This window comes from Bacillus sp. SRB3LM (assembly GCF_015712745.1).
In the GTDB taxonomy this organism is placed as follows: domain Bacteria; phylum Bacillota; class Bacilli; order Bacillales; family Bacillaceae_G; genus Bacillus_A; species Bacillus_A thuringiensis_K.
In genome coordinates, this window is the sequence record NZ_VWVQ01000067.1 from 208,218 (window position 1) to 234,413 (window position 26,196).

The following is a 26,196-nucleotide window of genomic DNA, read 5'->3' on the forward strand; positions in this document are numbered from 1 at the left end:
TTTTACACCCTCTTCTTTGTTAATTTAAGTAATACTTTGCTCAAGCTTTCTTCCGTAAGATCCTCTGCATCAGCAAAATCTGATACCGTAAAAGCAGACTCTGTTGTTGGTTTATTTATAAGTTGACGAAGATGCCTCAACATACCATCTGCTATCACTTGAATTTTTAATTTAGAAAACTGTTCCCTACTATACATCCAAATAAAATGTAACTTTTCATCTTTCACCATTCCGATAACATCAATTAGATGAGATGGTTTGGAATCTGGAGCATGATCTAAAAATGTAAATCCTGTCTCTTGCATAAACAAAGAGTCCCTTGAAAACACCTGATCAAATTGGCCCAAATAGTTAAAGCTTATTGAAGGCTTTTGCTGATAAAACGGAAGTAATCCTTTATTCAAGTAACGTAAAATACCATAGTCAACTCCGCGATTTGGGATTCGACGCAATTGCTCTTTGACTGCCTTTAACCCTTCAATAGGTGTCTGAGTTCCTTGAAAATTGAGATGAACGGGATAAATACTCGTGAACCAGCCCACTGTCCTTGATAAATCAATACCTTCAATCATCTCTTCTCTCCCGTGTCCTTCTAGATGAATAGAAACGGTTTGCTGATTTGTACAATCGACGATAGCTTGTCCTAATGCCGCCAATAATACCTCATCAATCCTTGTCTTATGAGTGACTAGAACTTCGTGAAACAAGGATTGTGTTTCTTCTATTCCTAAAGTCCTCGTCACTTGATCAATCGATTCTTCTGTCGTTTCTTGTATTGGATAGTCCATTGGAATTTTCATCGTTGCTTTTTCTACTTGTTCATTCCAATAATCCTTTACTTCTTTTGAAATACCCGAATCACTGTATGTCTGAAGTCGTTCAGACCATTCTTTAAAAGATGTACTTTTCGCAGGTAAGCGAATTTCTTGACCTTGTTTCATCTGGTTATATACCACCTGTAAATCTTCCAATAGAATCCTCCATGACACTCCATCTACTACTAAATGATGTATCACCCAGAATATTCGATCATTTTCAGTCAAGTTATCTTCAAAGTACACTACTTTCATTAACGGACCAGTAATTAAATTGAAACTAGCTTGATGAATATTCATCTCTTCTTGTATTATTTTATTCCACTCTTTTTCATTAACTTGATTCCGTTTTACAACATGCAGTACTGACAGCTCATCAGTCCCTTCATTTCTCTGCCTCCACGTTCCGTTTGGTAACTGTTCGTACCGGAAACGTAAAGCATCATGATGTTTCAGTAAATTTAATATCGCTCCCTCTAGTAATTTCACATCCAATCTTTCTTTTACTCTTAAAAGCATTGATTGATTCCAATGCTCTGTATGTGGATGTTCTTGCTCGAAGAACCAGCACTGAATTGGAGTAAGAGGCACATCACCTATCACAATTCCCTGCTCCGCTTGTACTCCCTGCGTTTCTATAGCCACTTGTGCCAGCTCAGCGATAGTTGGGCATTCAAACATTTGCTTTGGAGTAAGTTTTAACCCCACTTGACTTGCTTGAGATATGATTTGAATACTGAGAATCGAGTCGCCACCAATTTCAAAGAAATTATCATAGATTCCCACCTTTTTAACACCTAATACTCTCTTCCAAATGGTAGTTAGTATCTGTTCGTTACTATTCCGAGGGCCAACACATTCACTATTAATCTGCGTTTCCTCCGGCATAGGTAAGGCCTCACGATCAACTTTACCGTTAGCTGTAAGTGGAATAGCTTCCATCGCCACAAATCCCGCAGGAACCATATAACTTGGTAGTTTCGCTTTAAGATACTCTCTCCACGCATCTACATTTCCATCTCCTACAACATATGCTACTAATCTTTTATCACCCGGCTGATCTTCTCTTACAATTACAACTGCCTCTTTTACATATGCATATGTATGTAAAGTAGACTCAATTTCCCCAATCTCAATTCTGAAACCACGTATTTTAACCTGATGATCAATTCTTCCACGATAATCTAGATTCCCATCTGGCAAATACCTCGCTAAGTCTCCTGTCCGGTATAATCTTGCTTTCGGATCACTACTAAATGGATGAGATATAAAACGCTCTGCTGTTAATTCAGGTCTATTTAAATACCCACGTGCCAATCCTGCTCCACCAATATAAAGTTCACCATCAACACCTATAGGAACAGGTTGTTGATAAGCATCTAGTATATACACTTCTAAATCGGGAATCCGCTTTCCAATATTACTTCTTGAAGCATGCTGCACATCATCTAAAGTAATTGGATAATATGTAACATGAACTGTAGTTTCTGTAATTCCATACATATTAATTAACTGTGGTTTTTTCTCCCCATACCTTTTAAACCACGGTAACAAGCTAATAGGTTCTAACGCTTCTCCGCCAAATATTACGTAACGCAGCTGCAAATTTTTATTCTTATCTTCTTGTTCACACACTCGTATTAATTGTCGAAATGCGGAAGGTGTCTGATTTAGAACTGTGACTTCTTCCTCCACCAATAATTGATAAAAATCCTTAGGTGATCGACTAATCCAGTACGGAACAACAACTAATTTTCCACCATATAATAATGCTCCCCAAATTTCCCATACTGAGAAATCAAATGCATACGAATGAAAAAGCGTCCAAGTATCTTTTTCATTAAATTGATACCAACAATCCGTCGATTTAAATAACCGAATGACATTGTGATGCTCTATCATAACGCCCTTTGGATTTCCCGTTGATCCCGAAGTATAGATTACATATGCCAGATTTTTGGGACTGACATCAGAAACAGGCAAAGTCTTACTTTCTTTCCCAATCTCATCTTGATCACGATCCAGGAAAATCGACTTAACATTTTCTGGTAAACATTTCAATTCTTTTAAACTTTCTTGCGTTACGAATAACTGAATGCTAGCATCTTCTAGAATATATTGAAGTCGCTGCTCTGGATATGTTGGATCAAGTGGAACATAAGCCCCACCAGCCTTCAAAATTCCTAAAATACCTACAATCATTTCGAGGGAACGTTCAACACACAGTCCAACTAAAGTATCAGGTCTTACTCCCTTTTTCTGCAAATAATGAGCTAACTGATTTGCGCGTTCATTAAGCTCCCTATAAGTAACTTTTTCTTTGCCATACGTAACTGCAATATCGCTTGGATAGTTCAACGCTTGCCGTTCGAACAATTCATGAATAGTTACTTGAGATGGGAAATCCAGCTTAGGATTGTTGAACTCAACTAAACTTTTTCTTTTATCTTCATCAGAAATGATTTCGATTTCAGCTACCTTCTGCTTTGGTTTTTCAAAAGTGTTTTCCATTATCGCTAACATCACGTTAAAAAACCGTTTTATCTCTTCCTTAGAAAATAGCTCCTCACGATAATCAATATGTACATGTAAAGAGTCAATATCAATTAGATTTTCAATATGCACTGCAAAATCTTGTACCTCTTCATGGTTTGGAATCCATAGTGAGTCACCACTTTCATCGCGATCCCTATAATCAATCGTAGTTCCGAAAAGTCTCACATTACTATTATTCTCTTTATTAATCTGCTTTAACAACAAATCAAATGGATATTTCTGGTGTCTCAATAATTTGCTTTGTTTTCTGGACACCCTACTAATAAATGAAAGTACTTCTTCTTCTGGATCAATATCCATTCTTAAAGGAACTGTACTCACCATCATTCCAATCAATTTTCGTTCCATTTTAGTCATACGGTTGCCGTAAGCCATTCCTAAACCAATATCAAGCGATAAAGTCCACCGATACATGGACAACGAGAAAGCAGCAACAAAAAAAGTGTATAAACTAATTTTGTAATCTTCAGAAAATTTTTCTATCTTTCTCTTCAAATGCTCCGTTAATATAAATGTCTCACGTGATGCTTTGGTACTAACTTGGTACGTATTATAGGGCTTCAATCCAGTCACAGATGGCAGTGTTTTAAATTCCTCTAACCAGAATTTTTGATCTTTTTGAAAGCGACTACTATTCAAGTATGTTTGTTCATTAGTCAGGAATTGAACATATGAATTTTTAATTTCGCCTTCCTCATTCTCGTTATGCATTTCATAATAATATTTTGCAATTTGCTCAGTAAATATTTGAATTGATAAACCATCCATAATAATATGATGAACATTTCCAAAGACTGCACATTCATTATCGTTTAATTTTATTAAAGCGAAATAATATAAATTTGAATTAAATAATGTAAACGTTTCTTTTGTTTTCTGCTCAATCCATTCCTCAAGCAAATTTGTATTCTCCACATTACTGAAATCAAAAAACTCAAATTCTTGTTCTTCATGTTTAATAAAATATTGTTTTGGTTCCTGATGCCCATTTTCTTTTAACCTAATGCACAGACCGTCATTTTCACTGATAACGCGATTCACAACTTGGTTTAATTTTGAATAATTCATTTTCCGATGAAGTTTAAATAAAAATCTTAAATTACATATTCCTTTATCAGAATGAATAACTTCTGTATACCATATTCTTCGCTGCGGATGGCTTAATGGATAACATTCCTCATTGGTCATAAAAATCTCCCCTTCAAAAATTATTTGCTCTTATAGGTTCGTGTTTATGTTTAGCCCATAAATATTTCTGCAGTGAAACTCCAATTACTCCAATAATAACAAGCCCAACCCCTCCATAAACATAGAGTTGAGTTACTCCAAACAAATGCACTAATGGGCCACTCATAGCAGGAGAAATAATTAGAACTGCGTTTGTTAAACTGCTTTGAATACCAAATACTCTTCCTACTTGATCTTGATCGGATTCTATTTGTAAAATGACTTGATTAGATACAAGCATCAGCCCACTTCCAATACCAGCGATAAAACTAATTAAGTAGGCCAAAACGAAGACCGTACTGGGCGTTATCAAACCGATCCCGCCAAAACCAATTCCCATTAAAACCATACCTCCACATACTACCCAGCCATATTGAAATTGTTTTAATTTCTGAGTTAGTAATGCACCAAGTATTCCGCCAAGACCAATAATAGAAATGATATATCCCATTTTACTTTTATCATGTGGGAATAAGCTCTTAAATAAAGTTGGAAATTGTGAGTCTACTAATTGTAATACTGCCATGGCTATTGTAACGAAAATCATAGTTGATAATATTATCCGATTAGATAACACATAACTCCATCCTTGTACCCAAGCGGTCCAAGTACTTTGTTTTTGCTTTTCAACAAATTCTTTCGATATAGTTTCTTTAAATTTTATTGTGGGTATCAGAACTAAGGTAGCTAATAAACAACTTATAGCTCTTATAATGAGGCAGAACTCTGGTTGAAACCAACTCAGCAACATCCCCCCTATAAGCGGGCCTACTATTTTGGTACCCTGCTCTACTATTCCGTTGATACTTACTGCTTTAGTAAGCAAATCCGGGGATACAATCTGTCTTGTTAGTGTTTGCTGTGCAGGATAATAGAAAACAATAAAAATGGAACGAATCATTAATGCTACTAAGAGCCAGTGGATATCTTGTACAAATAAAAGAGCAATCGTTATTAGACCAACCATTAGATTACAGAACATCATAATTGGAATTTTTCTAAAACGATCTGCAATAACACCTGCCCATGAGCCAAAAATAATTCCTGGAAGTGCGTATGCAACAGGAATCAATCCAATCATAGTAGGATCTACTTCCCATTCAAATCCAACTATAGTCATAATCGCTAACATATCAATAAAAACACCAAGCATAAGCAATGAATAAGCAGAGAAAACTTGTAAATAAACCCTATTTCCTAATAGGCCTTTTGAATCAGTAGTTTTCATAAAAGCAAGCTCCTTAGGTTACTAATATAAACACCTTTGCGTATAAGGTACCCCTTTATTAAACCTAATTAATCATTATAAAGATTTCATCTAGAATTTAACTTCGTCAAAACCTAGACTAATCTCAAGGTTTCTCATATTTTAAATAGTCTGATAAATAAGAGTGCACCTATTTCTTCGTCTTTATATCAACTGTTACAAAATAGACCTTTGCCTTAGTTAAACATTACCTTAATATAACCATTTACAGTTGTTTGCACATTCAATTCACATCCTTTTTAAAGTTGGCTTTTTTCTATCTCAAATACTATCACACAAATATTTCACCTACTATATTCATAAAGTTGAAATATTTGAATCAGAAAATTCGGATAAAAAACCAAATCCACAAATCATAACAAAACTATTATTTAGTTATATTTTCATTTTATAGATAGCTTTAACCATAGGGATATTAAGAATAAAGTTTTTTAATTTTATTAACATAATAGTTTATAGAGACTATAAATCCTACTAAATAAAAAGATACATATACATTAAAGTATATGTACCTTTCTCTATCCTACATATTTTCTATTCAAATTAATTCCAATAACTAAAATAGATATTAAAAATATAATACTAACAATTACTAATGCACTCATAACAAAGATTGAATCATATAGTATTGAACCTATACATTTACTACCTATTTAATCTATTAGACATTACTGCTTCAAAAAAATTACACATTATACACAATCGGGATAAATCCCTAAAATATAATTTGACTATATTATTATATAATGTTGTTATGAATCTCTTGTAAGATATAATATATTTTACGCTAATGTATCATCAGTTTTTCTATAAAAGAACTTAATTTTTATGTAGTACGAATTTATTTAGTAATCTAATATATTAATTTAGGTATAAGAATGTTTAAAGATCACCTATTTCCGTAGGTGATCTTTCTTTGTGATTCTGTATTTGTGCACTACTGTAGAAATATATCGTAGAAACGCTTTGTTTGCTAAATGTTTAGTTCTTTCCATTTACTAAAAAACATAGCTTCATACACTTAATATCATATTCGTTACATTGCAAACTATTATTTTGTCTTCTGTACAGGCAAACTACTAAAAATTAATTCAGCAACTTTTACATATCCTTTTGAGTTTGGATGAATTAAATCCTTAGACCAAAGCGTATTGTCATTAACTAAATGATGATTCCAAAAATCAACATGATGAAGCTTATACTCTCTGCTCAGTGAATGTATAACTTCATTTGCCTCTAATAATTGTTCTTTTATTACTTGTTTTTTTTCAGAAGCAAAAGGGAGCCTAACTGTAAAATCTGGAAGGTTTGCTATAATAATATCAGCCCCTGCTTTACTTAATGTATCTATCATAAATTCCATATCGTTCTTATATGCATCATGATTCCAACGTCCTTTTAAAACATCGTTTGCCCCTGCAATGAGACTAACCAAATCTGGATTAAAAGTTAACGCCTTTTCCAATTGCTGCAAGCGAATTTCTTCAGTTACTAACCCACGCTTTGCAAAATTGGCATATTCTATATCATTTTCACACAGTTGAACAAAATGATCTACCCAGCTTTTTAATGCAATTCCCTCAACTTCATCCCCTATCCCCTCTGTAAAACTATCACCAATTGCTACAAATCGCTTCCACATATGTATTCCCCCTTTATTTTTAAACATATCTATACTATACAATAGCTCACACCGTAATTGTTATTTCTAAGTGGTTTTCGATTTCAATTATATTCCACTTTACTATATTTACATTTAGAATCCAAAATTGACCGATTCCCAAGTATACTAAGGAATCGGTCATATTCGTATATTTACTAAAGAAATAAAATCTCCCTAGGAATTATACTTTTTTTCAAAAAAATTGTTGTGCTTTGTTTTGCCCAGTTGATACATTTCTTTTCGATTAAATGATACGAAACTATAGAAAAAAGTAGTGTCATTGCAATGCACAAAGTAAGAAGAAAAAATTACACCCTGACATTCCAAGCTATCCACATAAGAATCTATAGTGCTTTGAAACCTTTTGTTTCAAACTAATATTTAGTTGTATCCTATAAAATTAGCTTTTTACTATATCAATCGCACGATCCCACATACCACTAAAAAAAGATCCTGTTTTACGTATAAAACGTGTAAGCCAATTTGCTTGTTCCACATCAGATTTTGTTACAAGGTCTATTTGTAATGAATTACCTGATAAGAACCCAGGATCTGTATTATCTTTAGACGAGATAATCATTTTACTAATTGTTACACCTTTTTTAATAGGCGCTTCTTGTTCCGTATTCGATACTTTAAATTCTTTTTTATAAATGTCTTTGTTGCCCTTCGGCATTGGAAGCGAAACAGCTTGTTTCATTTGAACTACTACATCTTTTTCTTTTGCATTTGCTACTCGAACTGTTTCATGCCCTTTTACTACTGAATCTTTTCCGTAGACATTCTTCACTTCAAAATTCGCAAATCCATAATCGTATAATTTCTTTGTTTCATCAAAACGTGCCGTATGAGATTTTGCTTTTATCACTACAGAAATTAGGCGCATACCATTTCTTTCTACTGTACCAGTGAAACAATCTCCCGCTTCTGGAGTCGTTCCTGTTTTCAAACCATCTACACCTTCATATTGCTTAATTAAACCTTTTAACATCCAATTAAAGTTCGCCATATCAATTGGATATTTACCACCCTCTTGAAATGTTCTTTTAGGAATTTTTGCTGTATTTAATATTTGGGGGAAATCTTGAATAAGACGTTGTGCTAAAATTGCACAATCCCTTGCAGACATTTTATTTTTCTCGTCTAGAGTTGTCCCTTCTAGATGATATCCTTTTAAATCTTGATTTGTTAAGCCGGTAGAGTTTACAAGCTTATAATCTTTCATACCAAACTCTTTTGACTTATCGTTCATCATTTTTACAAAATTGACCTCTTTACCAGCAATCTGTTCAACTAAAGCAATTGTTGCACCATTTGCAGAGTAAATTGCCATTGCCTCATATAACTCTTTTACCGTATAAGAGCCACCATTTTCTAATGGAACATTTGATAGTGAACGATCTTGCGAAATCTTATGTGCATATTCAGAGATTTTAACTTTTTGATCCCATTTAAGTTTTCCTTTATCCACCGCTTCATGAACTAAGTATTCGCTCATCATTTTTGTCATACTAGCAATTGCCAATGATTCATCTGCATTTTTTTCATATAAAATTTTCCCGGAATTTGCTTCTATTAAAATTGCTGATCCTGCTTCAACGTCTATAGCAGGAACTGTTTCCGCTGCTGCTCTTCCAATTGTAACGACCATGCTACAAAATATTGTAAGCACTGTTACTATTGCAATAACTCTCTTGCAAAACATACCTTTCACTTCTGTTACCTCCAATTTCTTTGTACTTAAAAAAGCGTTATTCTAACATAATCCCGCAAAAAAATAGACAGTGTTCTCAAATTGTATATACATATAAAACGTTAGAATCGCTTTCATATAGACCATCTCATCCGACACTTTTAGGTGCGCTAATACTTTGTATTTCCACACATATCCTTATTTTTAATCCCCTTATATTTTTCAAAATGATTCACACTTTCATATTTTTTAGGATTACAGTTAATAGACAATCTAAATAATACATTTGTTCCACATTTACAAAAAATAAAAAACTACACCCTATACTGGATGTAGTTTTTCTAACTGATTTATTTATTTTTCATTTCATTTTTATAAAAAGCAAATAATGATTCGATGGATGGACTAGATAACAGCGGAATTGCCTTCTCAATCAATTTCCTATCCCAATCAAACCAACGCATTTCCATTAACATGTTTATTTCTGTATCAGTGAATCGTTTCTTTATTTCCTTAGCAGGATTTCCACCAACTATTGTATACGGCGGAACATCTTTACTTACGACAGATCCTGCAGCAACAATTGCACCTTCACCAATAGTAACGCCAGGCATTATTATAGCATTCATTCCAATCCAAGCATCACTTTTAATGACTGTATCACCCTTTGGTTCATATGATTGTTTAATTTGCTCAGCGAATGGATATACTGTAATCCATTCTGAGTGATGGTTATGATTACCACCCATTAAAATGACTACTCCACTTGCAATGCAAACATAATTCCCAATAATGAGTTTGTCAAGGTGCCATCCCATCTGTTCAATTGGATTGAACAGTGCTTGGGACTTAGCATCTCCCCACAAATACCTTACACAGCCATCTTCAAAATTTTGATGACTATAATACCCTGAATAATAGGAGTACTCTCCTACTTCAATGAGTGGATTTGTTACTATATCTTTTATATACTTTGTTTCTGACCAATGATTAAATAATGGATACTTCATAACTTTATTCCTCGCTTCTAAGTATAGTAGATTTTATAATTTACTTAGAAGCTTACTACGACTGCTACATTTTTTAGCTTTCTCAAACGACGAATCATTATCTTCAAGCCTTTCTTTTATACTAGAAAAAGCATAACGCAATACATTACACTAGTCAAATTGTTTAATTTTGAACACATCTTAAACAGTGTAATACTGCAATAACAACATGAAAACAATCTAACTTCGATACAAACACTATATTCATTACATTTAGTTCATATTTTGTAAAAAAATCTTAATTGCCATGGCAAAGCAAACAATAACCACTATTGGTCGTATTAATGACGTCCCTTTTGTAAGCACCATCTTCGCCCCAATATATGACCCTATAATTTGACCAAGCATCATAATCAATCCAATTGTCCAATCGATTTGGCCAAAAATAATAAAATACAACAAAGCAGCGAAATTACTAGTAAAATTCAAAATCTTAGCATTTGCAGTTGCCCGTGTAGCACTATATCCACATAAAAGAATGAATGCTAAAGCAATCAAGCTACCTGTTCCTGGGCCGAAGAAACCATCATAAAATCCCACTAACGGAGCCACTGTTAACGCAAACAACAACATACTTATTTTTCTCGGTCGATCTTCGTTTGCTATATTTGGAGATAATAGAAAATAAATGCCAATAAAAACAAGTAAAAAAGGTAATATCATAATTAGATATTCTGCTCGTATCTGTAAAACAAGCCATCCACCCAAAACTGATCCAAAAAAGGTCATTAAGATGGACAAACGCATTTCTTTAAGATTAATTTCTTTCTTCTTAATAAAAAACACTGTCGCCATGAGAGTTCCGCTACTCCCTTGCAGTTTATTAGTTGCTATCGCTACAGAAGGAGACATACCTACTAATAACATTATCGGGATAGTTATCATACCACCGCCTCCAGCAATCGTATCTATCCATCCTGCTAATACAGCTACTAAAAATAGTAGTATGAGTAATTCAATAGTAAAATCCATACAAAGAATATGGGAAGGCTTGAGCTATTATACCCCAAACCTCCCCATCATCCCTCCTCTCTTTAAACTAGTTAATTAAATCTGTAAAGTAACTTTCTTTCTGATCACGTAATCGGCTGGAAACGTATTGCCTGCAAACAATTCTTCTTCCGTATTTATTATTTCCAATCGGGATTTTATATTCTTCCTCAGATAATCTTTCCCTACCATGAGTTACATTTGTTTGTTTACCATAGTATGAATTTGGTATAAGTAATAAATCTTCAGATGTAAGTGGAACCTTATAAGTAGGCGTTGTTCGTAAGAGTTCTAAAAACATGTCAAATTTCAATTTTTCTTCTTCACTTTCTCCCACATAAATCAATCTATTTTCTGCTCCATTTAAACAAGTTGCAATAATATCGCCATTATCATCCAAAAATATAATTTGGTTTATTTCCCCTACAAATCCAGATATTTCACCATCAGCCATTCCTGCGATATGAGCAATAGGCATTTTACTTATCGCCAATATGTCATCTTTATTGAAGAAATCTTCTTCAAGATGCTTTTGAAGTAATTTTGGGGTTCCAATATGAGTTTGAGTTTTTAAATTTAACACTCCTTTTAATAAAAGAGCATCAACTCTAGTAAATTTGCCACAAGTAATTTCAGACACTATTCGTTCCACGGATTTATTAAGTCTATTTGATACAATTTCTAAATTCGTATTGAATGTATTCAATCTCGCTTCAATATCTGACTGGTCTTTCATATCTGTATACACTGTGGCATCGTTATGTTGATAAAAGTTCCCGCCACCGGTGCTTGCACCGACATTTCGCAAAACTTCATCGTTGTTTAAAGGGGAAATGAGATGAAATCTATTTTTCCCTGCATGTTCGGATGGATGAATTAAAGCATCATAATTAAAAAGTGTGGCAAAAAGCCATGTCACCCATTCTGCATAAAAATATTTTTTCATTCTATCGTTTTCGTCTTCACCATAATTAAAACCTTTGCGATTTTCTCCAGGTAATAGGGTTTCCATAGGATCACATGGAGTATTTTTAATAAGAGTAGGCGGTACGTTCCCACCACAATTCGCTACTTTTATCATATGTAGTAGTTTTTTTATATCTGAATTCGGAGTTTCCATTGAGTATTCAATCAAACAAGTAAGCCACTCTTTTGAAAAATATGCTGCTATTTCTTGATCACAAGTATAGGGATTATGGGTTTTCAATTCATTGTCTATCAAACTCTTCATTTTATCATTCAATACATTAGGAATAGTAATTTCTTCAATTTCCGTAATCTGCAGTATTCCTTTATTCATTATAAAACCTCCGTTGTTTTATTTTTTACACCCTATCTTCTATTAAACAAACTATCCACTTCTTTTTTACTCCTTTACTTTTCGTCAGAGCTATTAGAATTACCGATTTACAAATAAAAAACGTGGAGTATAAGAGATTTCTTCTTAGTTACATTTCCCCCACGAACCTCCATTGATTTGGCAAATTTAATTTGAAAATCTGATTCATTTTCATACTTTACTTTCAAACTATGTTTATATGATTTTCAATTCAATTAAGAGTATTTCATTTTCTAAAGTTTTCCTAATTTTAAAATCAGAATTTTCAATACAACTATGTTAACACTAAAAATATAACACGAAACAAAAAAATGTAAATAAATAGTTTTTTTATAAAAAATAGTCAGACTATTCATAAGGTAATCCGTATTTCATTGAACCAACTACGGCCTCTCAATTTTATTGATAACAATAAAAAAGCCCCCTAAATGAATAGAGAACTTTTTCCAAGTATATTCTATTTTAAAGTTCTTACTTACCTTTTACTTTAAAAGATATTGCTGTAACTTCTTTATTAACAGTTCCATACCGTTTGGACTTACGATAATCTTCCCATTCGCTAACGAAATATTGCTGTCTGAAATATCTCCTGTAAGTGCACAAGCTCTTGGAGATTGATATTTTCGTAAAATAATCTGCTCCTCTTCTATAAACATTTCAAGAGAATCTTTTTCTACAATTCCTAAACTCCGTCTTATTTCCATTGGAATAACAATACGCCCCATACTATCTGCTTTACGAGTAATTCCTCTTGATTTCATAAAATGCCACCCTTTATATTTATCTAATATTACGGTATTTATTTTAGCAATAAACAACAATTAGGAATAGTTCGTATTACAGTACTTTTTTAGGAATAAATAACAATTAGGAATAGTTTATGTTAGAATTCTTTCTCGTTTATTTTTGATTTTTAATATATTTTTCCTTGATCATTTTTATATATTGTTTTCTCTCTGTTAGTTCAAATATAAATAATGCCTTTTTTATGTATGTTAAACCAACTTCATTAGAGTGCTGAACTTTTAATAAAATTGCACCTTTTTCAAAGAATAATTCACCTAATAAGTATAAAGTATTCATATTTATGGCTAATTTTATACCTATTTCACTATACTTTATCGCTTCTTCATATTGATTTGCAAGGTATAAACATTTTGTTAACGTATGAATGAGTCTTAATTTGATTTCTTTTTCTCTAGGGAATTCTATCTTATTAAAATTAATTAAACTTTGTTTTAATATATTTATGCTTTTCTCATACTCTTCATTTTCTGCATGTATTATAGCGATTGAATTCATTATGCTTATTTCTTTCTCTGATAAAAAGTTACTACTACTTAAAGTTTGTTTTAGTGCTCTATTTAAAATGTCAAAAGCATTAATTGTTGCTCCATTTACATAATATATAGCAATCGCTTCATGCCATAATAGAAATTGTTTATCTTCTTTTGATTGGAAATTATTTTCGTTTTTCTCTTTTTTCACTATTTCGTAAAGCTCATTATATTCTTTTTGTTTCACACAATCTCTCATTACACATTTTACATTTTCAATATATTTTATTTTTTTATTTTTAGTTAGTGCAAATATATAATTTGGATCAATACCAAGTCTTTCAGATAATTGATACAACAATATGCTAGATGGATAAATAATACCTTTTTCTATCTTACTAATTTGACTTTGTGAACATATTCCATGACATAATTCAGATTGTGACATGTTTTTTTTCTTTCTAAGTTCTTTAATAATAATACCAAGATTGTAGAATTCCATATTTCCTCCCTCAAATGTAACACTTTATGAGTATAAGAATATTTTCCAACTTTTAATGTAATGTAAAATTAATATAGTTATAATTACTAATTATATGGATTTATAGTTTCTTTTACAAACTTGTATCACAATACGAGAAATTATTAAAATATGGTTCACTAATAATTAAGGGGAGTTTTATCCCCCGACTGATTATTAGTCCACTCCAGGCAGGCTTTTACAGGGAGTCCGACTTCTTTGCCACATCTAAATTTTGAGGTGGAAGTCTTACTACCCGCAAATAGCCGGATTAAAATAAATATGATTTTTCACCTTTATTTCTTTTAATAGTTTCTTTTGATTTTTATATAAATAATTTCGAAGGAGCGTATTTTATGAAAAGAATGTTGACCGAAAGAGAGTTAGAAGTGGCTATTTATGTAGCAAAAGGATATACAGATGCAGAAATTTCCAAAAAAATATATGTTACCCCTCGAAGAATTTCAACGATAATTAATCATATTAAAGAAAAATGGCATATTAATTCTAGAGTGGAATTAGGTATTTTAGTTTATCATTATGGTTTTATAGATGCACCCTTATTTTCAAATAAAAAAATTCAACTATGTAAAAAGGTTGTACAATAGATAGCGGAATATAACGAGTTTAAATTGCAAATAAAAATATAAGAGCAGACATACTTTTATTATTTGGTTTACTCCATCACTTTTTAAATTTCAGACATTAATATAAAAAGGTTAGAGAATTAACTTCTCTAACCTTTTTATATACACTACTAGGTTTCAAACAGTAAAGATGCCCTAATGCTACCATTAATCCTGTTCCCTATTCAACCCTGTATAAACAAAAAAAATCAGACATTCTCACTATTCAAAACCAGTTACAATTCTCTCTTTCATTTTCTGTATTACTTCACTGCTCAATACTTTTTGACCAGCAGGAAGTTTTAATATGGCAGCGGTACCTTTACTAAGGTATATTTCTTGATCATTATTTTGATTTACTACCAATATTCCTTGCCCTTCAAATTCGAAATAACTAATATCTTTTGTTTCATTTGTATTATTTTTTATTGCTTTATATAATCCATATAAATCTTTACTTTTATTTTCTCCGCCCGTTCGAATCGGTTCAATATCATTCGCAACAATTAGTCCTTCTGGCTGCTCACCCTTCATAATAAACCATAGCTTTTCATTTGTTGGTAATAGTAAATGCTTAAATTCAGAGCTATTTAAAATTTGCTGTGCTGAAATTGTTTCATAGATTGGTAACGAAAATGGAGATGTTGTTATTTTTTCAAAACTTAAATTTTCAGAAGAACTTCCCTTACTATATTGATAATCTTTTAATGCGATCGATTGTACTGATTCACTTTTATTTTTTGATGCATAACTAATTTTACTAGCGAAAATAATAACGGTCATTAAGCACATGCACGGTATCACAAGCTTAAGTAGTTTTCCCATTTATGAACCCCCGCTTTTAATATTATTAGTTTGCATGGATATTATAAACAGTTTCACTCCACCAAAAATTATTATTGTTATGGAACGTACTGAAATTATGATTATAATGATCACCATACCAAGGGTCCATGTACGTTATATAATCTGTTCCATTTGTCCCTTTATAAAATCCATCAAGTACTAGAAAGTGTCCGATGTTAGCTCCATTTTGCCACATAATGAGTGCAATCATCGGCTGATTACTATTAATTTGACTTTTGAACCAATCATACGATTTTGCTCCAGAACTTATAGCTGAGCTAACCCCATATCCGGATAATCCATATTGTATTTCACGTGAAGTTGCAGGATTATTATATGATCCACCCTTAACATACCTAACGTACTGATCTTGTGAAGGAGTTTTCCCAAAATAATTTAAAACTGAAACCGAAGTGCCTGCCCAACACCAATTTGACCTTTCTTGTAATATGTTAGGTACAGATAATTTACGATCTATTGATGTATTTGGAGGATTTCCATTAATATACGCTGACGTTACATATACTTTTTTTCCATCTTTAAAATAATAAAACCAACGATTATCTAAATTTCCTGTCCAATAATCTTTAACCGTTTCACCATACTCCCATCCTTTAAAAGATACTTTTGTATTTCCGGGAATCACATCTACAATATTTGCATTTAAACTTTTTGCCTCTCTAACATTTACATTCAATGGAGCTGTTGTTCCTGAAAATTCAACTTCTTCTGCTATTATTTTCTGAACACCAATAAAACTAAATGTGAAAAACAATAAAAACATACAAACAATAAAATGCTTTCTTTCCTTCATTTCTCCACCCCTTCATCAGTACTAAAAAACATCAACAATTCATCCTTATTAATTGTTCAAGCTTAATATTACATACTAACGAAAAATGACTTCTCATAAAGTGAACCTTTAATCAGTAGTGGTTTTATTCATCCCCCACTGATTATTATTTAAACCAATCGGGCTGCCCGGCAAATAGCTTGATAAATTCCAATACAAAAAAGGAGCCTATAAATTTTTATAGGCTCCTTTTTATTTCGTCGTTATTACTTAGCTAATTCTTTCGTACCCTTCATTACATCAATGAAGAATCCCCAGTTATTCACTACAGAAGAAATACTGATATGTTCATCTGGAGTGTGGACGTTGAAAATGTCTGGTCCGAATGAAATTGCATCTAATTCAGGCATCTTTTGAACGAATGCGCTACACTCAATCCCCGCATGTACAGCGAAGATTTCAATTTCTTTATTGTATTTTTCTTGATGTACTTTTTCAAATAAATTACGAATTTGTGAGTTTGGATTGTATGGCCATTCTGGATACTCTGACTCTATTTCAAATGTAGCACCAACTAATTCAGCAATATATTTGATTTCTTCTGCAACATGTTGTTTTAAACTACTTACAGAACTTCGCACTTCGTTACGTAATTTAATTTCATCTTGCAACGTTTCAATAACGCCTAAATTTGTTGAGCTTTCTACAAGACCTTTAATATCCATGCTCATACTTTGAATGCCATTCGGAATTAAGAATAATGATGAAATAAGCTGCTTTTGTGTCTCTTTAGCAAATACTTTTTCAACTTTTTCATCCAATTTTGTCAGTGTAACATGAACATCTGGATCAACAGCACGCATTTCTTCTTGTAATACACGTGTCCATGATTCTAGTTTTTCTTCTACTTGTCCTACATCTTCTGTACGAATTAAAATTGTAGCTACACTTTCACGCGGAATTGCATTCGTTTTTAATCCGCCGTGAACTTCACTTATGTAAAACTCCGTATGTACTGATAAATCACGTAATACTCGTCCTAATACTTTGTTCGCATTACCGCGTTGTTTATCAATTTCCATACCAGAATGGCCGCCTTTTAGACCACCAACATATAGACGGTATGCATCCATATTCGCTGGCGTTTCATCCCAAATTACTTGAATTGTTTCAACAGCTTTCGCACCACCTGCACTACTTACAAGTAATTTATGATCTTCTTCAGAATCAATATTTATAAATATCTTTCCTTCAAAATGATTTGGATCAATAGCAAAAGCCCCGCCCATTGTCGTTTCTTCTTCAGTAGTGATAACGACTTCAAGTGCTGGATGCGGAATTTCTTTTGAATCTAATAAAGCTAATGCATACGCAACTGCAATACCATTATCAGCACCTAAAGTTGTTTGATTTGCATATAACATGTCCCCAATGATTCGTAATTCAATTGGATCTTTTTCAAAATCATGTACTGTTGCTTGATTTTTTTCGCAAACCATATCCATATGACCTTGAATAATAATAGCTGGTACATTTTCATAACCAGCTGTTGCTTCTTTTTTAATAATGACATTTAATGCTTCATCTTGAATGACTTCTAAGTTACGCTCTTTTGCAAAGCCCACTAAATAATCACTAATTTCCTTTTCATTACCTGATCCTCTAGGAATCTTTGAAATTTCTGCAAAATGAAAAAATACAGGGTGCTTTGTTAATTGTTCTAAAGTAGAATACATTTTTCAAGCTCCTCTCAAAATGAAAAAATAATATGTAAGTCTCATATCATTATACCATGATTCATTATTTTATCTTTCTTTTAACTTTTATTGTTCATTTTATGTACAACACTCTTACAACATTGTAAGGGCGTTGTAATCTACATCGATTTTTCTCATTTAATAATAGTCGTATACTTTTTAAAGAAACACATTAAAGGAGATAAAGAAAATGAAAAAGTTTTTAGCAATTATTACACTATGTTTATTATTTTTTAGTTTTACTATTGGCTGTGAGAGAGCGTCACTAAATAGAATTGGTAAAGATGTATATTACATGCAGATAAAAGGCGAAGGAACTATCGAAAAAGTAGATGGTAGAAACTTACGAAACTATACGCTGCCCGCATATGATGAAGATGGAGCCAAAAAACAAATTACATTTAGAAGTACAAAAAAAGAAAACAATCATAAATTAAATGAAGACGCGTTTTTACGCCTTTATGTAGATCAAGATGATAATAGCAAAAATGAAATATCATCAATTGAAGTAAAGTCTTATGAAGAAATTCAGAAAACAGATTTACCTAATAAAGTAAAAGATAAGTTTACTATTAAATAAAAAAACAAAAGAAAATGCTCTATGCATTTTCTTTTGTTCTTTTCACCTGTATATATTTTGAACTACTATTATTCATCAGTTTCTCTAACCGATTTATATTCTCCGTTAATGCACCTTTCACAAGAGAGAAATCTGTATTGGATTCTTCTTTTTTTTCTTTAAAAAACGAAGACTTTTGCACATTGACTTCAGCCATCTCTTCTCCCCCTTTTCAAAAAGATACAACCTTTTATTTATATTATATAGCAAATGTAAAAAGAGTGTACACTTATGATTTTCTTTTTAATTCTTCTTCTAATTCTTCTACTTGCTGCAACGTATCTCCTTTTATTAAAGAGAAATCTGTTGTATCTTCGTTACCTTCTTTAAAAAAATCATTGTCATAATCTTTTACCACTACAATCACCTCTACATGCTAGTGTAGGAATGATTGTCCAATTTTATTCAACTTTGTCGGATTTTGTTTTTAATTTATGTATAGAAGAAAAGGACAGAAAAAGATTCTGTCCTTATTTACTAAAATAACTATGATGTATTGTTAAATTATATACATTTTCAAAATCCCGATCTTGCAGGTTATTTTTCTTTCCATCAATAACAATGAAAACGTCACTTACTATTTTTGCTGGTATAATCCCGACATTTTCTACTTGCACCGCTTTCTGCTCATTCAATTGCTCGATATGTTCTAACGGAACGATAATACTAAATTGCGAGCGAATACCACGAAAGTTTGTATTTAACTCTTTCGCAGCTTCAAAAACAACAATTTTCGCGCCAATCTTTTCCCCATATGAATCTAAAAATGCATTTAAGCTCTTTGTATATTCCTCTTCCGTATGCCATTCCATCGTACCGAATACTGCTGGATTAACATTTTGAATAATTGTCGTGTATATTTCTCCTCTCGCTTTAGATGCAATTAATGATCGTTTTATTGATTGAACTGTCTTGCCAATATCGCTAAATTTCGCACCCCATATTTCAGAAATATTAGGTGTTAAAATGAACGCAATATCAACAAAAATAGCCATTGCAGTAAACATTAAAAGATTTTTCCAGAGGGTTAAATCAATTCCTTTTATCATGAAATACACGGTGACAGATATGATAAACAAACCATACCAAGTCTTTCTAATACGTTGCTTTTTCTCCTCGTACAACTCCTCATTTTTCCAATAAAAGAAAACAAGGACTACAAAGACAATCGCTAAAACAAATAAGCCAATTCGAATGTTAGAGATCATTAATCACATCACCCTCCATTCAAAAACTACTCACGATATCATTACATGCGCAAGCTGCTCTCTTTATGACAAAAGACGTGGACAAGCTTCTAAAATTAGCTACATCGCATATATATTAGAAAGTACCACGTCTTTTATCCTGTTATTTGTGGGCAGTAAGACCCCCACTGATTAAAATTTCACTTTACCATGAGTCTATATTGTATATGTAGACAAGCATTCATTTCAAATTTTCGTATTAAAAAGAAATATGTTTCGGAATTTCCCCTTCAGGTACTTCTCCATCCATACTTAAATAATAATGACGAATCGGACGTAAGTTTTCGTCTAATTCATAAACAAGCGGAATGCTAGTGGGAATATTTAATGAAACTACACCATCACTTGAAAGGTTGTCTAAATATTTTACTAGCGAGCGAATTGTGTTACCGTGTGATGAAATAATTACTTTGTTACCACTTTTTAATGTCGGCGCAATTTCTGAATGCCAATAAGCAAGTACTCTCTTCTCCGTATCCTCTAAACATTCAGTTAATGGAAATTCACCTTTTTTGAGTGTTTTATATCTTGGATCGGTCGCTTCATATCGAGGATCGTCTTCAGTAAGAGCCGGTGGTCTTACATCAACACTTCTTCTCCAAATATGAACTTGCTCCTCACCATATTTTTGTGCAGTTTCATCTTTATTCAGCCCTTGCAATGCACCATAATGTCTTTCATTTAGCTTCCAAGATTTATGTATTGGAACCCAAGTAAGATCCATCTCATGAAGTACAATCCATAACGTCCGAATTGCGCGTTTTAATACTGATGTATAAGCCACATCAAAAGTATATCCGTTTTTCTTTAATATTGCTCCTGCTTCTCTCGCTTCACTTAATCCATTCTCTGATAGATCAACATCTGTCCATCCAGTAAAGCGATTTTCAAGATTCCATAAGCTTTGTCCGTGACGAATAAGTACAAGTTTTATCATTATAATTCCCCTTTCGGAAATGTGAATTTTATTGTTCCATTGCGTACACGTATAAAGTATCTAGTAATGTATCTTTTTATCCATTCACTCTATGACTAATCGATAGTTGCCAAATGTATGGATAAAATTTGTTCTTTTTCAAACGATAAAAACAGAAGTTTTTTCATTATTTTTGATCGACTGGTATTTCACGTTTCGATATCCAAGCATCAAAACCTGATCGGCTATTTGCCATTTCATTCATAACTTGGTGCCAATTGTCCTCACATGATTCACCAAATTTTGAAAAAATAGCACCCATTTGTTGTCTTTGTACATCACTCAGTTTTTTCTCTAAATCTGTACCTTTTTCTGTTAAAGACAACTGTTTCACACGTCGATCATGCATAGCTTCATTACTCTCAATTAAGCCCTTTTCCACAAGTTGACGTAGCGGTCCGTGGAGCGCTTGTTTACTTATTTCTAATAGTGATAATAACTCATTTACACTTATCCCTGGAAAACGTGCGATAAAAAATAAAATTCGATGATGTACTCGTTGAATGCCATATTCTTTTATAATTTCATCTGGCTTTTCAGTAAATGTTTTATATGCAAAATAAAATAATGCTAATGCCTCATTCATCTGTTCTTCTTTATGTTGTGTCATCTACTTTCCCCCTGTATGTAAATTATACCACAATCTAGTAATGAATATTTTAATCAACGCATTAGAACTTGTTCAGTCTATTGAAACATTCATTGCATAATTAGGAGATGATTCATTTGAAAAAACAATATACTGTAAGTACATATTTATTGGATAGACTACACGACTTAGGAATTGAACATACATTCGGGGTTCCTGGTGATTATAATCTTGCTTTTTAGATGATGTAGTACCACATGAAAATTTAAAGTGGATTGTATTATTAGTATTGGTGTGAAGTTAACTGATACTATTACAGGCGGCTTCACACAAGGTTTTACAAAAGAACAAGTTATAGAAATCCATCCCTACACTGTGAAAATTATAGATAAAAAATACGGTCCAGTTGTAATGCAGGATGTTTTACAACATTTAAGTGATTCAATTGAGCATCGTAATAAAGATACCCTTGACGTTAAGCCATTTATTTTAGAATCATCACCTTTTACTGAAGAGTTCATTCCAAAAGCACAAATGGTCACACAAAAACGTTTTTGGCAGCAAATGTACCATTTCTTACAAGAAAACGACGTCTTAATTGTAGAGCAAGGAACACCTTTCTTTGGTAGTGCTGCTATCCCTCTACCTAATGACACTGCATATGTAGGACAACCGTTATGGGGATCTATCGGCTACACACTGCCTGCTCTACTTGGTACACAGGTCGCCAATTTATCACGGCGCAACATTTTAATTATTGGTGACGGTTCTTTCCAAGTAACTGCCCAAGAGTTATCAACTGTACTACGTCATAATTTAAAACCGATTATATTTTTAATCAATAACAACGGATACACTGTTGAACGTGCCATTCACGGCCAAAACCAACCTTATAATGATATACAAATGTGGGATTACAATAAACTATCAATGGTATTTGGGGCAGAAGAAAAAAGTCTAACATTTAAAGTAGAAAATGAATCAGAATTAGCAGAAGTCTTAACAAATATAACTTTTAATAAGAATCACCTTATCTTTATTGAAGTTATAATGAGCCAAAGCGATCAACCTGAATTGTTAGCTAAACTCGGGAAAAGATTTGGTCAGCAAAATTCTTAATATAAAAGTATAACCTAATTATACAATTGGTAGTGTAAAACTTGTTTTCAGAATAGTTTCGACACTCAAAATACATAAGGAAAAGGATGGAAAGCACCATCCTTTTCTATTTTAAGAGCGTTCTTCGACTAACACCCCGTGCGACAAGCAAAAATTCTTAATCCATCTTTAACTTTATAGCTTTTGTCGCAATAAATGTTTTAATATGCTTATCTAATATCCTTGTTCCACCAAAATCATCCTCATAAAAACCTGTTATAGCAAAACCAGCTTCAATTTGGCCTTGGATTTGGTCTTCTAAAGTATGCGCATATTCTATTGTTTGATTTGAATCGATGTAATCTTGAACTTCATCCTCTGGTAAATAATCCAATGTTGATGAAGGAATTGAATGTTTAACATCAAGAATACCTTTTTGCTCTTGGTTATCATCAAAAATCCATAGTAACGGATTTGTAAATCCAGCAATAAGAATACCCTTATTCTTTAAAACCCTAGAAACTTCATTCCATACAAGATGAACATCTTTTACAAACAAATAAGCTACGCTTTTTCTTTTTTATTCAGCAAGAGTTAACTGCCAAGATACACCATACTTATCATTTAACCAGCCAAACTTTTTACTAAACGGATAAGAACCTAAAGGCATAAGAATCGCTCCATCCTGCGCTAGTTTATGAAAGACCGTTTCAATTTCTTCTTCTGTCTCACAAGTTACATAAAGAGACATAGCTGGAGTGAATGTAAAATTATGATTTACATAACTATCAATGCACATAAACTCTTGGCCATTTAGCGTAAAAGTTGCATGAATTACAGTTCCCTCTTTACCAGGTCCATTTTCATCGTAGCGAGAAATACTTACAATTTCTGATTGATCAAATAGTGACGTATAAAAATTCATTGCTTCCTCAGCTTTGCCCTCAAACATTAAAAACGTAGTAATTTTTTGATTTGCGTTACTCATATGGAGACAGCCCCTTGTTATGTATTTATGTAAAACATACGCCAAAAAACCAAACGTACGTTCCTTTTAATATATTGTCTATAAAAACGATGAGTTTGTCAATTATCTACTTTATTATTTCTTCTTAAATAATGCTGTCCAAAGAAATGATTCTCCAAACATTTCTTTCGGTTGTTTCATTTGTTTCATTCTTCTAATCTCAATTACCTCAAATTCTTTAAATATCTCTCTTAACTTTTCTTCCGAGTATGCAAGACCCCCTTGTAGACTCCACCCTCTATATACGTCCCAATCTGTTATTTCCGATCCATTTCGCTCATCTAAATCACCTGCCGCAAAACATGTTAATCCGAAATAACCACCCGATTTTAATGAGTTTTTAATTAAATCCACATAATTTATTCTTCTATGCGGTGGAATGTGATGCAAACAGCCCGAATCGTATACAAAATCAAATTCGTTTTGAACCTCTAAATTAAAAATTGAATCACAAATAAAATGAATTGCTACCTCTTTTGCCAATGCCCTTTCTTTAGCCCAATTAATGCCTTCTACAGATAAATCCACTGCTGTTACATCAAATCCTTGAGTCGCTAAATAAATGGCATTTCTACCTGGACCACACCCAAGTTCTAATACTTTCCCTTTTGAAACTCTCTCTTTTTGTATATACGAAACTAGGTTCTCATCTGGAACATTTTCAAAAAATGGAACATCCTTTTCTCTATTCTCATAAAATTCATTCCAAAATGGTTCTGCAGGTCTTAATAATGAATCAAGCATTTTTAAAATGTCTTCTTGTGTGTGTAACGTTTCATTTTTCATTAACACCCCTCCATAAATTAATAGTCAGAAAATTATTATATATCTTTTTGAACTTTCAAACAAAGAAAAAACTCCTACATTTTGAAGTGAACCCCGAAAACGGGACACCTATCAAAATACCTAAACCACCTTTCATTTGGTGCGGATGCATCGAATTGGCGTTCCAATCGATGAGGGGCTACTACTGGCTCCGCACCACTGATATATTTCTTTTTCTTTCGACCAACTTTTGAGAGAATCTGATTTTGCCTCATGATTCATAATACTTTTTTATGATTTACACACAGCCCCATTTTCCGAAGAGTTGCGGTCACTCTTCGATATCCATATCGTAATTTATGCCGAAGACAAACATCCTTTATTTTCTCTTCTATCCCTTAGGTCCACTGTTCGTTGTAACTTGTTTAAATTCACCTTAATTCATATCAAGGTTTCTTAACATTCGCATTAATAACTGTATAATATAATTAAACTATTTGTATAAGGGGGACTTATTATGAACTGGAAACAAAAATACAATCCAAGATATCTCTTTTACCGAATGTATAGTTATATTTATAAAGCCCTTGATGATATATCATGCTCCTTAAAATAACGCTTTTGTTCACTTTTTTTGATACATTTACGAAACATTCATGTGTTATCTTCATTAAGTTCTTTTCTTTTTATAATGTCGTGTGAGATATACCAACAGAGGAAGCCCTAGATCCCCTAATCCTAGGGCTTTTTTTATAAGAATTTTATACATTTTATTATTTCCATCAACTTTTCAAATTGTATAAACATAATATATTTTTTTATGTTGTTATATTTTTTGATGGCCTCTTATCTTTCCTTAAAAGGCTTTTTTTTCAAATAACGCTTTTGTTTAATTTATATTTAAAAAGTTCCTTTTCATAAAGACTTCCCTTATATGCTATACTCATTCTTAAATAATTGTATAAGGAATGTTAAAAATGGATGATAGATCGTCAAGACAATGGAAATTGCGACAAAAGTTAAGAGCACTGAAAACCAAAAACAACAATGACACAAACCCTTTGTTTAGTGAATGCCTTGAATCCCTAGGAAACGAAACTCTCATTTTCTCCCAAGAAAAAAGCCAGCAGATTGCTACTATTTTAATTAATTCATTTCCTATAACTGTCTCGGGAAGAATATATTGGGAACAGATAGATAATCAATTCATAGCTTCGAACAAAGAACAACTAATTTCCCTTATTAGAGCAAACCAACTAGATTTTGACGAACAGATTTTTATAATATGGGATAACTATGAAATCCCTGTAGTAAGTACAAATCTTGATAAAGTATTCCAATCACTAGTTGACGTTGATGCAGTCAGTTTTTATTACTGGCTATTAGACAAAGAATATAGATTCGTAATTGAAATAAATGATGAAGAATTGATTAGGATTGGGTTTCGCTAATACTCT

The 26,196-nt window shown here is 32.5% G+C and carries 22 protein-coding genes and 4 pseudogenes; 4 read left to right on the forward strand and 22 right to left on the reverse strand.

The features are described from left to right. Positions 1-2 precede the first annotated feature (2 nt). The 10 genes and pseudogenes from F3I02_RS20735 to F3I02_RS20780 form a co-directional block, all read right to left on the reverse strand. Positions 3-4,559, reverse strand: coding sequence for a non-ribosomal peptide synthetase (locus F3I02_RS20735; RefSeq protein ID WP_196478353.1), 4,557 nt, complete (start codon positions 4,557-4,559; stop codon positions 3-5). Between the two features lie 13 nt (positions 4,560-4,572). Continuing rightward, positions 4,573-5,826: an MFS transporter gene (locus F3I02_RS20740; protein ID WP_000858617.1), complete on the reverse strand. Its 1,254-nt coding sequence runs from the start codon at positions 5,824-5,826 to the stop codon at positions 4,573-4,575. A 1,090-nt stretch (positions 5,827-6,916) separates the two neighbouring features. After that, positions 6,917-7,507: an SGNH/GDSL hydrolase family protein gene (locus F3I02_RS20745; RefSeq protein ID WP_000265875.1), complete on the reverse strand. Its 591-nt coding sequence runs from the start codon at positions 7,505-7,507 to the stop codon at positions 6,917-6,919. Positions 7,508-7,683: 176 nt separating this feature from the next. Then, positions 7,684-7,836 (reverse strand): annotated as a pseudogene (locus tag F3I02_RS20750) (acyltransferase family protein); the annotation flags it as partial. A gap of 92 nt (positions 7,837-7,928) precedes the next feature. After that, positions 7,929-9,242, reverse strand: coding sequence for a D-alanyl-D-alanine carboxypeptidase family protein (locus F3I02_RS20755; protein WP_277997820.1), 1,314 nt, complete (start codon positions 9,240-9,242; stop codon positions 7,929-7,931). Positions 9,243-9,571: 329 nt separating this feature from the next. Beyond that, positions 9,572-10,231: a CatB-related O-acetyltransferase gene (locus F3I02_RS20760; protein ID WP_131251308.1), complete on the reverse strand. Its 660-nt coding sequence runs from the start codon at positions 10,229-10,231 to the stop codon at positions 9,572-9,574. A 252-nt stretch (positions 10,232-10,483) separates the two neighbouring features. After that, positions 10,484-11,242: a TSUP family transporter gene (locus tag F3I02_RS20765; RefSeq protein ID WP_196478354.1), complete on the reverse strand. Its 759-nt coding sequence runs from the start codon at positions 11,240-11,242 to the stop codon at positions 10,484-10,486. A 67-nt stretch (positions 11,243-11,309) separates the two neighbouring features. After that, positions 11,310-12,560, reverse strand: coding sequence for a hypothetical protein (locus F3I02_RS20770; protein ID WP_196478355.1), 1,251 nt, complete (start codon positions 12,558-12,560; stop codon positions 11,310-11,312). Between the two features lie 521 nt (positions 12,561-13,081). Further along, a complete protein-coding gene (locus F3I02_RS20775; protein ID WP_000842217.1) occupies positions 13,082-13,360 on the reverse strand; it encodes an AbrB/MazE/SpoVT family DNA-binding domain-containing protein in 279 nt (92 codons plus the stop codon). Between the two features lie 139 nt (positions 13,361-13,499). Then, positions 13,500-14,378 carry a helix-turn-helix domain-containing protein gene (locus F3I02_RS20780; protein ID WP_196478356.1) on the reverse strand — a complete coding sequence of 293 codons (879 nt, stop codon included), beginning with the start codon at positions 14,376-14,378 and terminating at the stop codon, positions 13,500-13,502. A 374-nt stretch (positions 14,379-14,752) separates the two neighbouring features. Between F3I02_RS20780 and F3I02_RS20785 the strand changes: the two genes are divergently transcribed. Next, positions 14,753-15,004: a response regulator transcription factor gene (locus tag F3I02_RS20785; protein WP_000827560.1), complete on the forward strand. Its 252-nt coding sequence runs from the start codon at positions 14,753-14,755 to the stop codon at positions 15,002-15,004. A gap of 240 nt (positions 15,005-15,244) precedes the next feature. On the opposite strand, the gene F3I02_RS20790 is transcribed toward F3I02_RS20785, so the two are convergent. From F3I02_RS20790 to pepD, 3 genes are all read right to left on the reverse strand, one after another. Next, positions 15,245-15,847, reverse strand: coding sequence for a hypothetical protein (locus tag F3I02_RS20790; protein WP_196478357.1), 603 nt, complete (start codon positions 15,845-15,847; stop codon positions 15,245-15,247). Positions 15,848-15,872: 25 nt separating this feature from the next. Further along, on the reverse strand, positions 15,873-16,682 hold the full coding sequence (locus F3I02_RS20795) for a papain-like cysteine protease family protein (protein WP_000664545.1): 810 nt from the start codon (positions 16,680-16,682) through the stop codon (positions 15,873-15,875). A gap of 245 nt (positions 16,683-16,927) precedes the next feature. After that, positions 16,928-18,397, reverse strand: coding sequence for a beta-Ala-His dipeptidase (pepD, locus tag F3I02_RS20800; RefSeq protein ID WP_000287516.1), 1,470 nt, complete (start codon positions 18,395-18,397; stop codon positions 16,928-16,930). A gap of 211 nt (positions 18,398-18,608) precedes the next feature. Here pepD and F3I02_RS20805 point away from each other — a divergent pair, with 211 nt between their 5' ends. Then, positions 18,609-18,998 carry a YxeA family protein gene (locus F3I02_RS20805; RefSeq protein WP_000713861.1) on the forward strand — a complete coding sequence of 130 codons (390 nt, stop codon included), beginning with the start codon at positions 18,609-18,611 and terminating at the stop codon, positions 18,996-18,998. Positions 18,999-19,017: 19 nt separating this feature from the next. On the opposite strand, the gene spoIISB is transcribed toward F3I02_RS20805, so the two are convergent. The 5 genes from spoIISB to F3I02_RS20830 all read right to left on the reverse strand — a co-directional run bounded on the left by spoIISB (position 19,018) and on the right by F3I02_RS20830 (position 21,870). After that, on the reverse strand, positions 19,018-19,194 hold the full coding sequence (gene spoIISB / locus F3I02_RS20810; protein WP_000852629.1) for a stage II sporulation protein SB: 177 nt from the start codon (positions 19,192-19,194) through the stop codon (positions 19,018-19,020). Between the two features lie 72 nt (positions 19,195-19,266). After that, complete coding sequence (locus tag F3I02_RS20815; protein WP_000237819.1) at positions 19,267-19,395, reverse strand: hypothetical protein; 129 nt, start codon at positions 19,393-19,395, stop codon at positions 19,267-19,269. A 112-nt stretch (positions 19,396-19,507) separates the two neighbouring features. Further along, on the reverse strand, positions 19,508-20,245 hold the full coding sequence (locus tag F3I02_RS20820; protein WP_000624975.1) for a type II toxin-antitoxin system SpoIISA family toxin: 738 nt from the start codon (positions 20,243-20,245) through the stop codon (positions 19,508-19,510). Positions 20,246-20,483: 238 nt separating this feature from the next. Next, positions 20,484-21,221: a 2,3-diphosphoglycerate-dependent phosphoglycerate mutase gene (gene gpmA, locus F3I02_RS20825; protein ID WP_000594152.1), complete on the reverse strand. Its 738-nt coding sequence runs from the start codon at positions 21,219-21,221 to the stop codon at positions 20,484-20,486. A 166-nt stretch (positions 21,222-21,387) separates the two neighbouring features. Further along, a complete protein-coding gene (locus F3I02_RS20830) occupies positions 21,388-21,870 on the reverse strand; it encodes a MarR family winged helix-turn-helix transcriptional regulator (RefSeq protein WP_000191888.1) in 483 nt (160 codons plus the stop codon). A 252-nt stretch (positions 21,871-22,122) separates the two neighbouring features. Between F3I02_RS20830 and F3I02_RS20835 the strand changes: the two are divergent. Next, a pseudogene (locus F3I02_RS20835) lies at positions 22,123-22,968 on the forward strand (thiamine pyrophosphate-dependent enzyme); the annotation flags it as partial. A gap of 157 nt (positions 22,969-23,125) precedes the next feature. Here the strand turns inward: F3I02_RS20835 and F3I02_RS20840 are convergent. The 4 genes and pseudogenes from F3I02_RS20840 to F3I02_RS20855 form a co-directional block, all read right to left on the reverse strand. Then, positions 23,126-23,515 (reverse strand): annotated as a pseudogene (locus F3I02_RS20840) (SAM-dependent methyltransferase); the annotation flags it as partial. 12 nt (positions 23,516-23,527) lie between these two features. Next, positions 23,528-23,935: a VOC family protein gene (locus tag F3I02_RS20845; protein WP_000063589.1), complete on the reverse strand. Its 408-nt coding sequence runs from the start codon at positions 23,933-23,935 to the stop codon at positions 23,528-23,530. A 114-nt stretch (positions 23,936-24,049) separates the two neighbouring features. After that, positions 24,050-24,760 (reverse strand): class I SAM-dependent methyltransferase, encoded by a 711-nt coding sequence (locus F3I02_RS20850; RefSeq protein WP_000787493.1) that lies wholly within the window; start codon positions 24,758-24,760, stop codon positions 24,050-24,052. A gap of 122 nt (positions 24,761-24,882) precedes the next feature. Continuing rightward, positions 24,883-25,134 (reverse strand): annotated as a pseudogene (locus F3I02_RS20855) (IS3 family transposase); the annotation flags it as partial. A gap of 582 nt (positions 25,135-25,716) precedes the next feature. On the opposite strand from F3I02_RS20855, the gene F3I02_RS20860 reads away from it, so the two are divergent. Further along, positions 25,717-26,190 (forward strand): CDI toxin immunity protein, encoded by a 474-nt coding sequence (locus tag F3I02_RS20860; protein WP_131251300.1) that lies wholly within the window; start codon positions 25,717-25,719, stop codon positions 26,188-26,190. The last annotated feature ends 6 nt before the right edge of the window (positions 26,191-26,196 follow it).

Excerpts from the sequence above, each read along its gene's own strand:
- F3I02_RS20850 (WP_000787493.1), bottom strand. The coding sequence starts at position 24,760 with ATGAAAAATGAAACGTTACACACACAAGAAGACATTTTAAAAATGCTT.
- F3I02_RS20765 (WP_196478354.1), bottom strand. The coding sequence starts at position 11,242 with ATGGATTTTACTATTGAATTACTCATACTACTATTTTTAGTAGCTGTA.
- F3I02_RS20860 (WP_131251300.1), top strand. The coding sequence starts at position 25,717 with ATGGATGATAGATCGTCAAGACAATGGAAATTGCGACAAAAGTTAAGA.
- F3I02_RS20795 (WP_000664545.1), bottom strand. The coding sequence starts at position 16,682 with ATGAAGGAAAGAAAGCATTTTATTGTTTGTATGTTTTTATTGTTTTTC.
- F3I02_RS20820 (WP_000624975.1), bottom strand. The coding sequence starts at position 20,245 with ATGATCTCTAACATTCGAATTGGCTTATTTGTTTTAGCGATTGTCTTT.
- F3I02_RS20740 (WP_000858617.1), bottom strand. The coding sequence starts at position 5,826 with ATGAAAACTACTGATTCAAAAGGCCTATTAGGAAATAGGGTTTATTTA.
- F3I02_RS20745 (WP_000265875.1), bottom strand. The coding sequence starts at position 7,507 with ATGTGGAAGCGATTTGTAGCAATTGGTGATAGTTTTACAGAGGGGATA.
- F3I02_RS20845 (WP_000063589.1), bottom strand. The coding sequence starts at position 23,935 with ATGAGTAACGCAAATCAAAAAATTACTACGTTTTTAATGTTTGAGGGC.
- F3I02_RS20760 (WP_131251308.1), bottom strand. The coding sequence starts at position 10,231 with ATGAAGTATCCATTATTTAATCATTGGTCAGAAACAAAGTATATAAAA.
- F3I02_RS20785 (WP_000827560.1), top strand. The coding sequence starts at position 14,753 with ATGAAAAGAATGTTGACCGAAAGAGAGTTAGAAGTGGCTATTTATGTA.
- F3I02_RS20770 (WP_196478355.1), bottom strand. The coding sequence starts at position 12,560 with ATGAATAAAGGAATACTGCAGATTACGGAAATTGAAGAAATTACTATT.
- F3I02_RS20780 (WP_196478356.1), bottom strand. The coding sequence starts at position 14,378 with ATGGAATTCTACAATCTTGGTATTATTATTAAAGAACTTAGAAAGAAA.
- gpmA (WP_000594152.1), bottom strand. The coding sequence starts at position 21,221 with ATGATAAAACTTGTACTTATTCGTCACGGACAAAGCTTATGGAATCTT.
- F3I02_RS20830 (WP_000191888.1), bottom strand. The coding sequence starts at position 21,870 with ATGACACAACATAAAGAAGAACAGATGAATGAGGCATTAGCATTATTT.
- F3I02_RS20790 (WP_196478357.1), bottom strand. The coding sequence starts at position 15,847 with ATGGGAAAACTACTTAAGCTTGTGATACCGTGCATGTGCTTAATGACC.
- F3I02_RS20775 (WP_000842217.1), bottom strand. The coding sequence starts at position 13,360 with ATGAAATCAAGAGGAATTACTCGTAAAGCAGATAGTATGGGGCGTATT.
- F3I02_RS20805 (WP_000713861.1), top strand. The coding sequence starts at position 18,609 with ATGAAAAAGTTTTTAGCAATTATTACACTATGTTTATTATTTTTTAGT.
- spoIISB (WP_000852629.1), bottom strand. The coding sequence starts at position 19,194 with ATGGCTGAAGTCAATGTGCAAAAGTCTTCGTTTTTTAAAGAAAAAAAA.
- F3I02_RS20735 (WP_196478353.1), bottom strand. The coding sequence starts at position 4,559 with ATGACCAATGAGGAATGTTATCCATTAAGCCATCCGCAGCGAAGAATA.
- pepD (WP_000287516.1), bottom strand. The coding sequence starts at position 18,397 with ATGTATTCTACTTTAGAACAATTAACAAAGCACCCTGTATTTTTTCAT.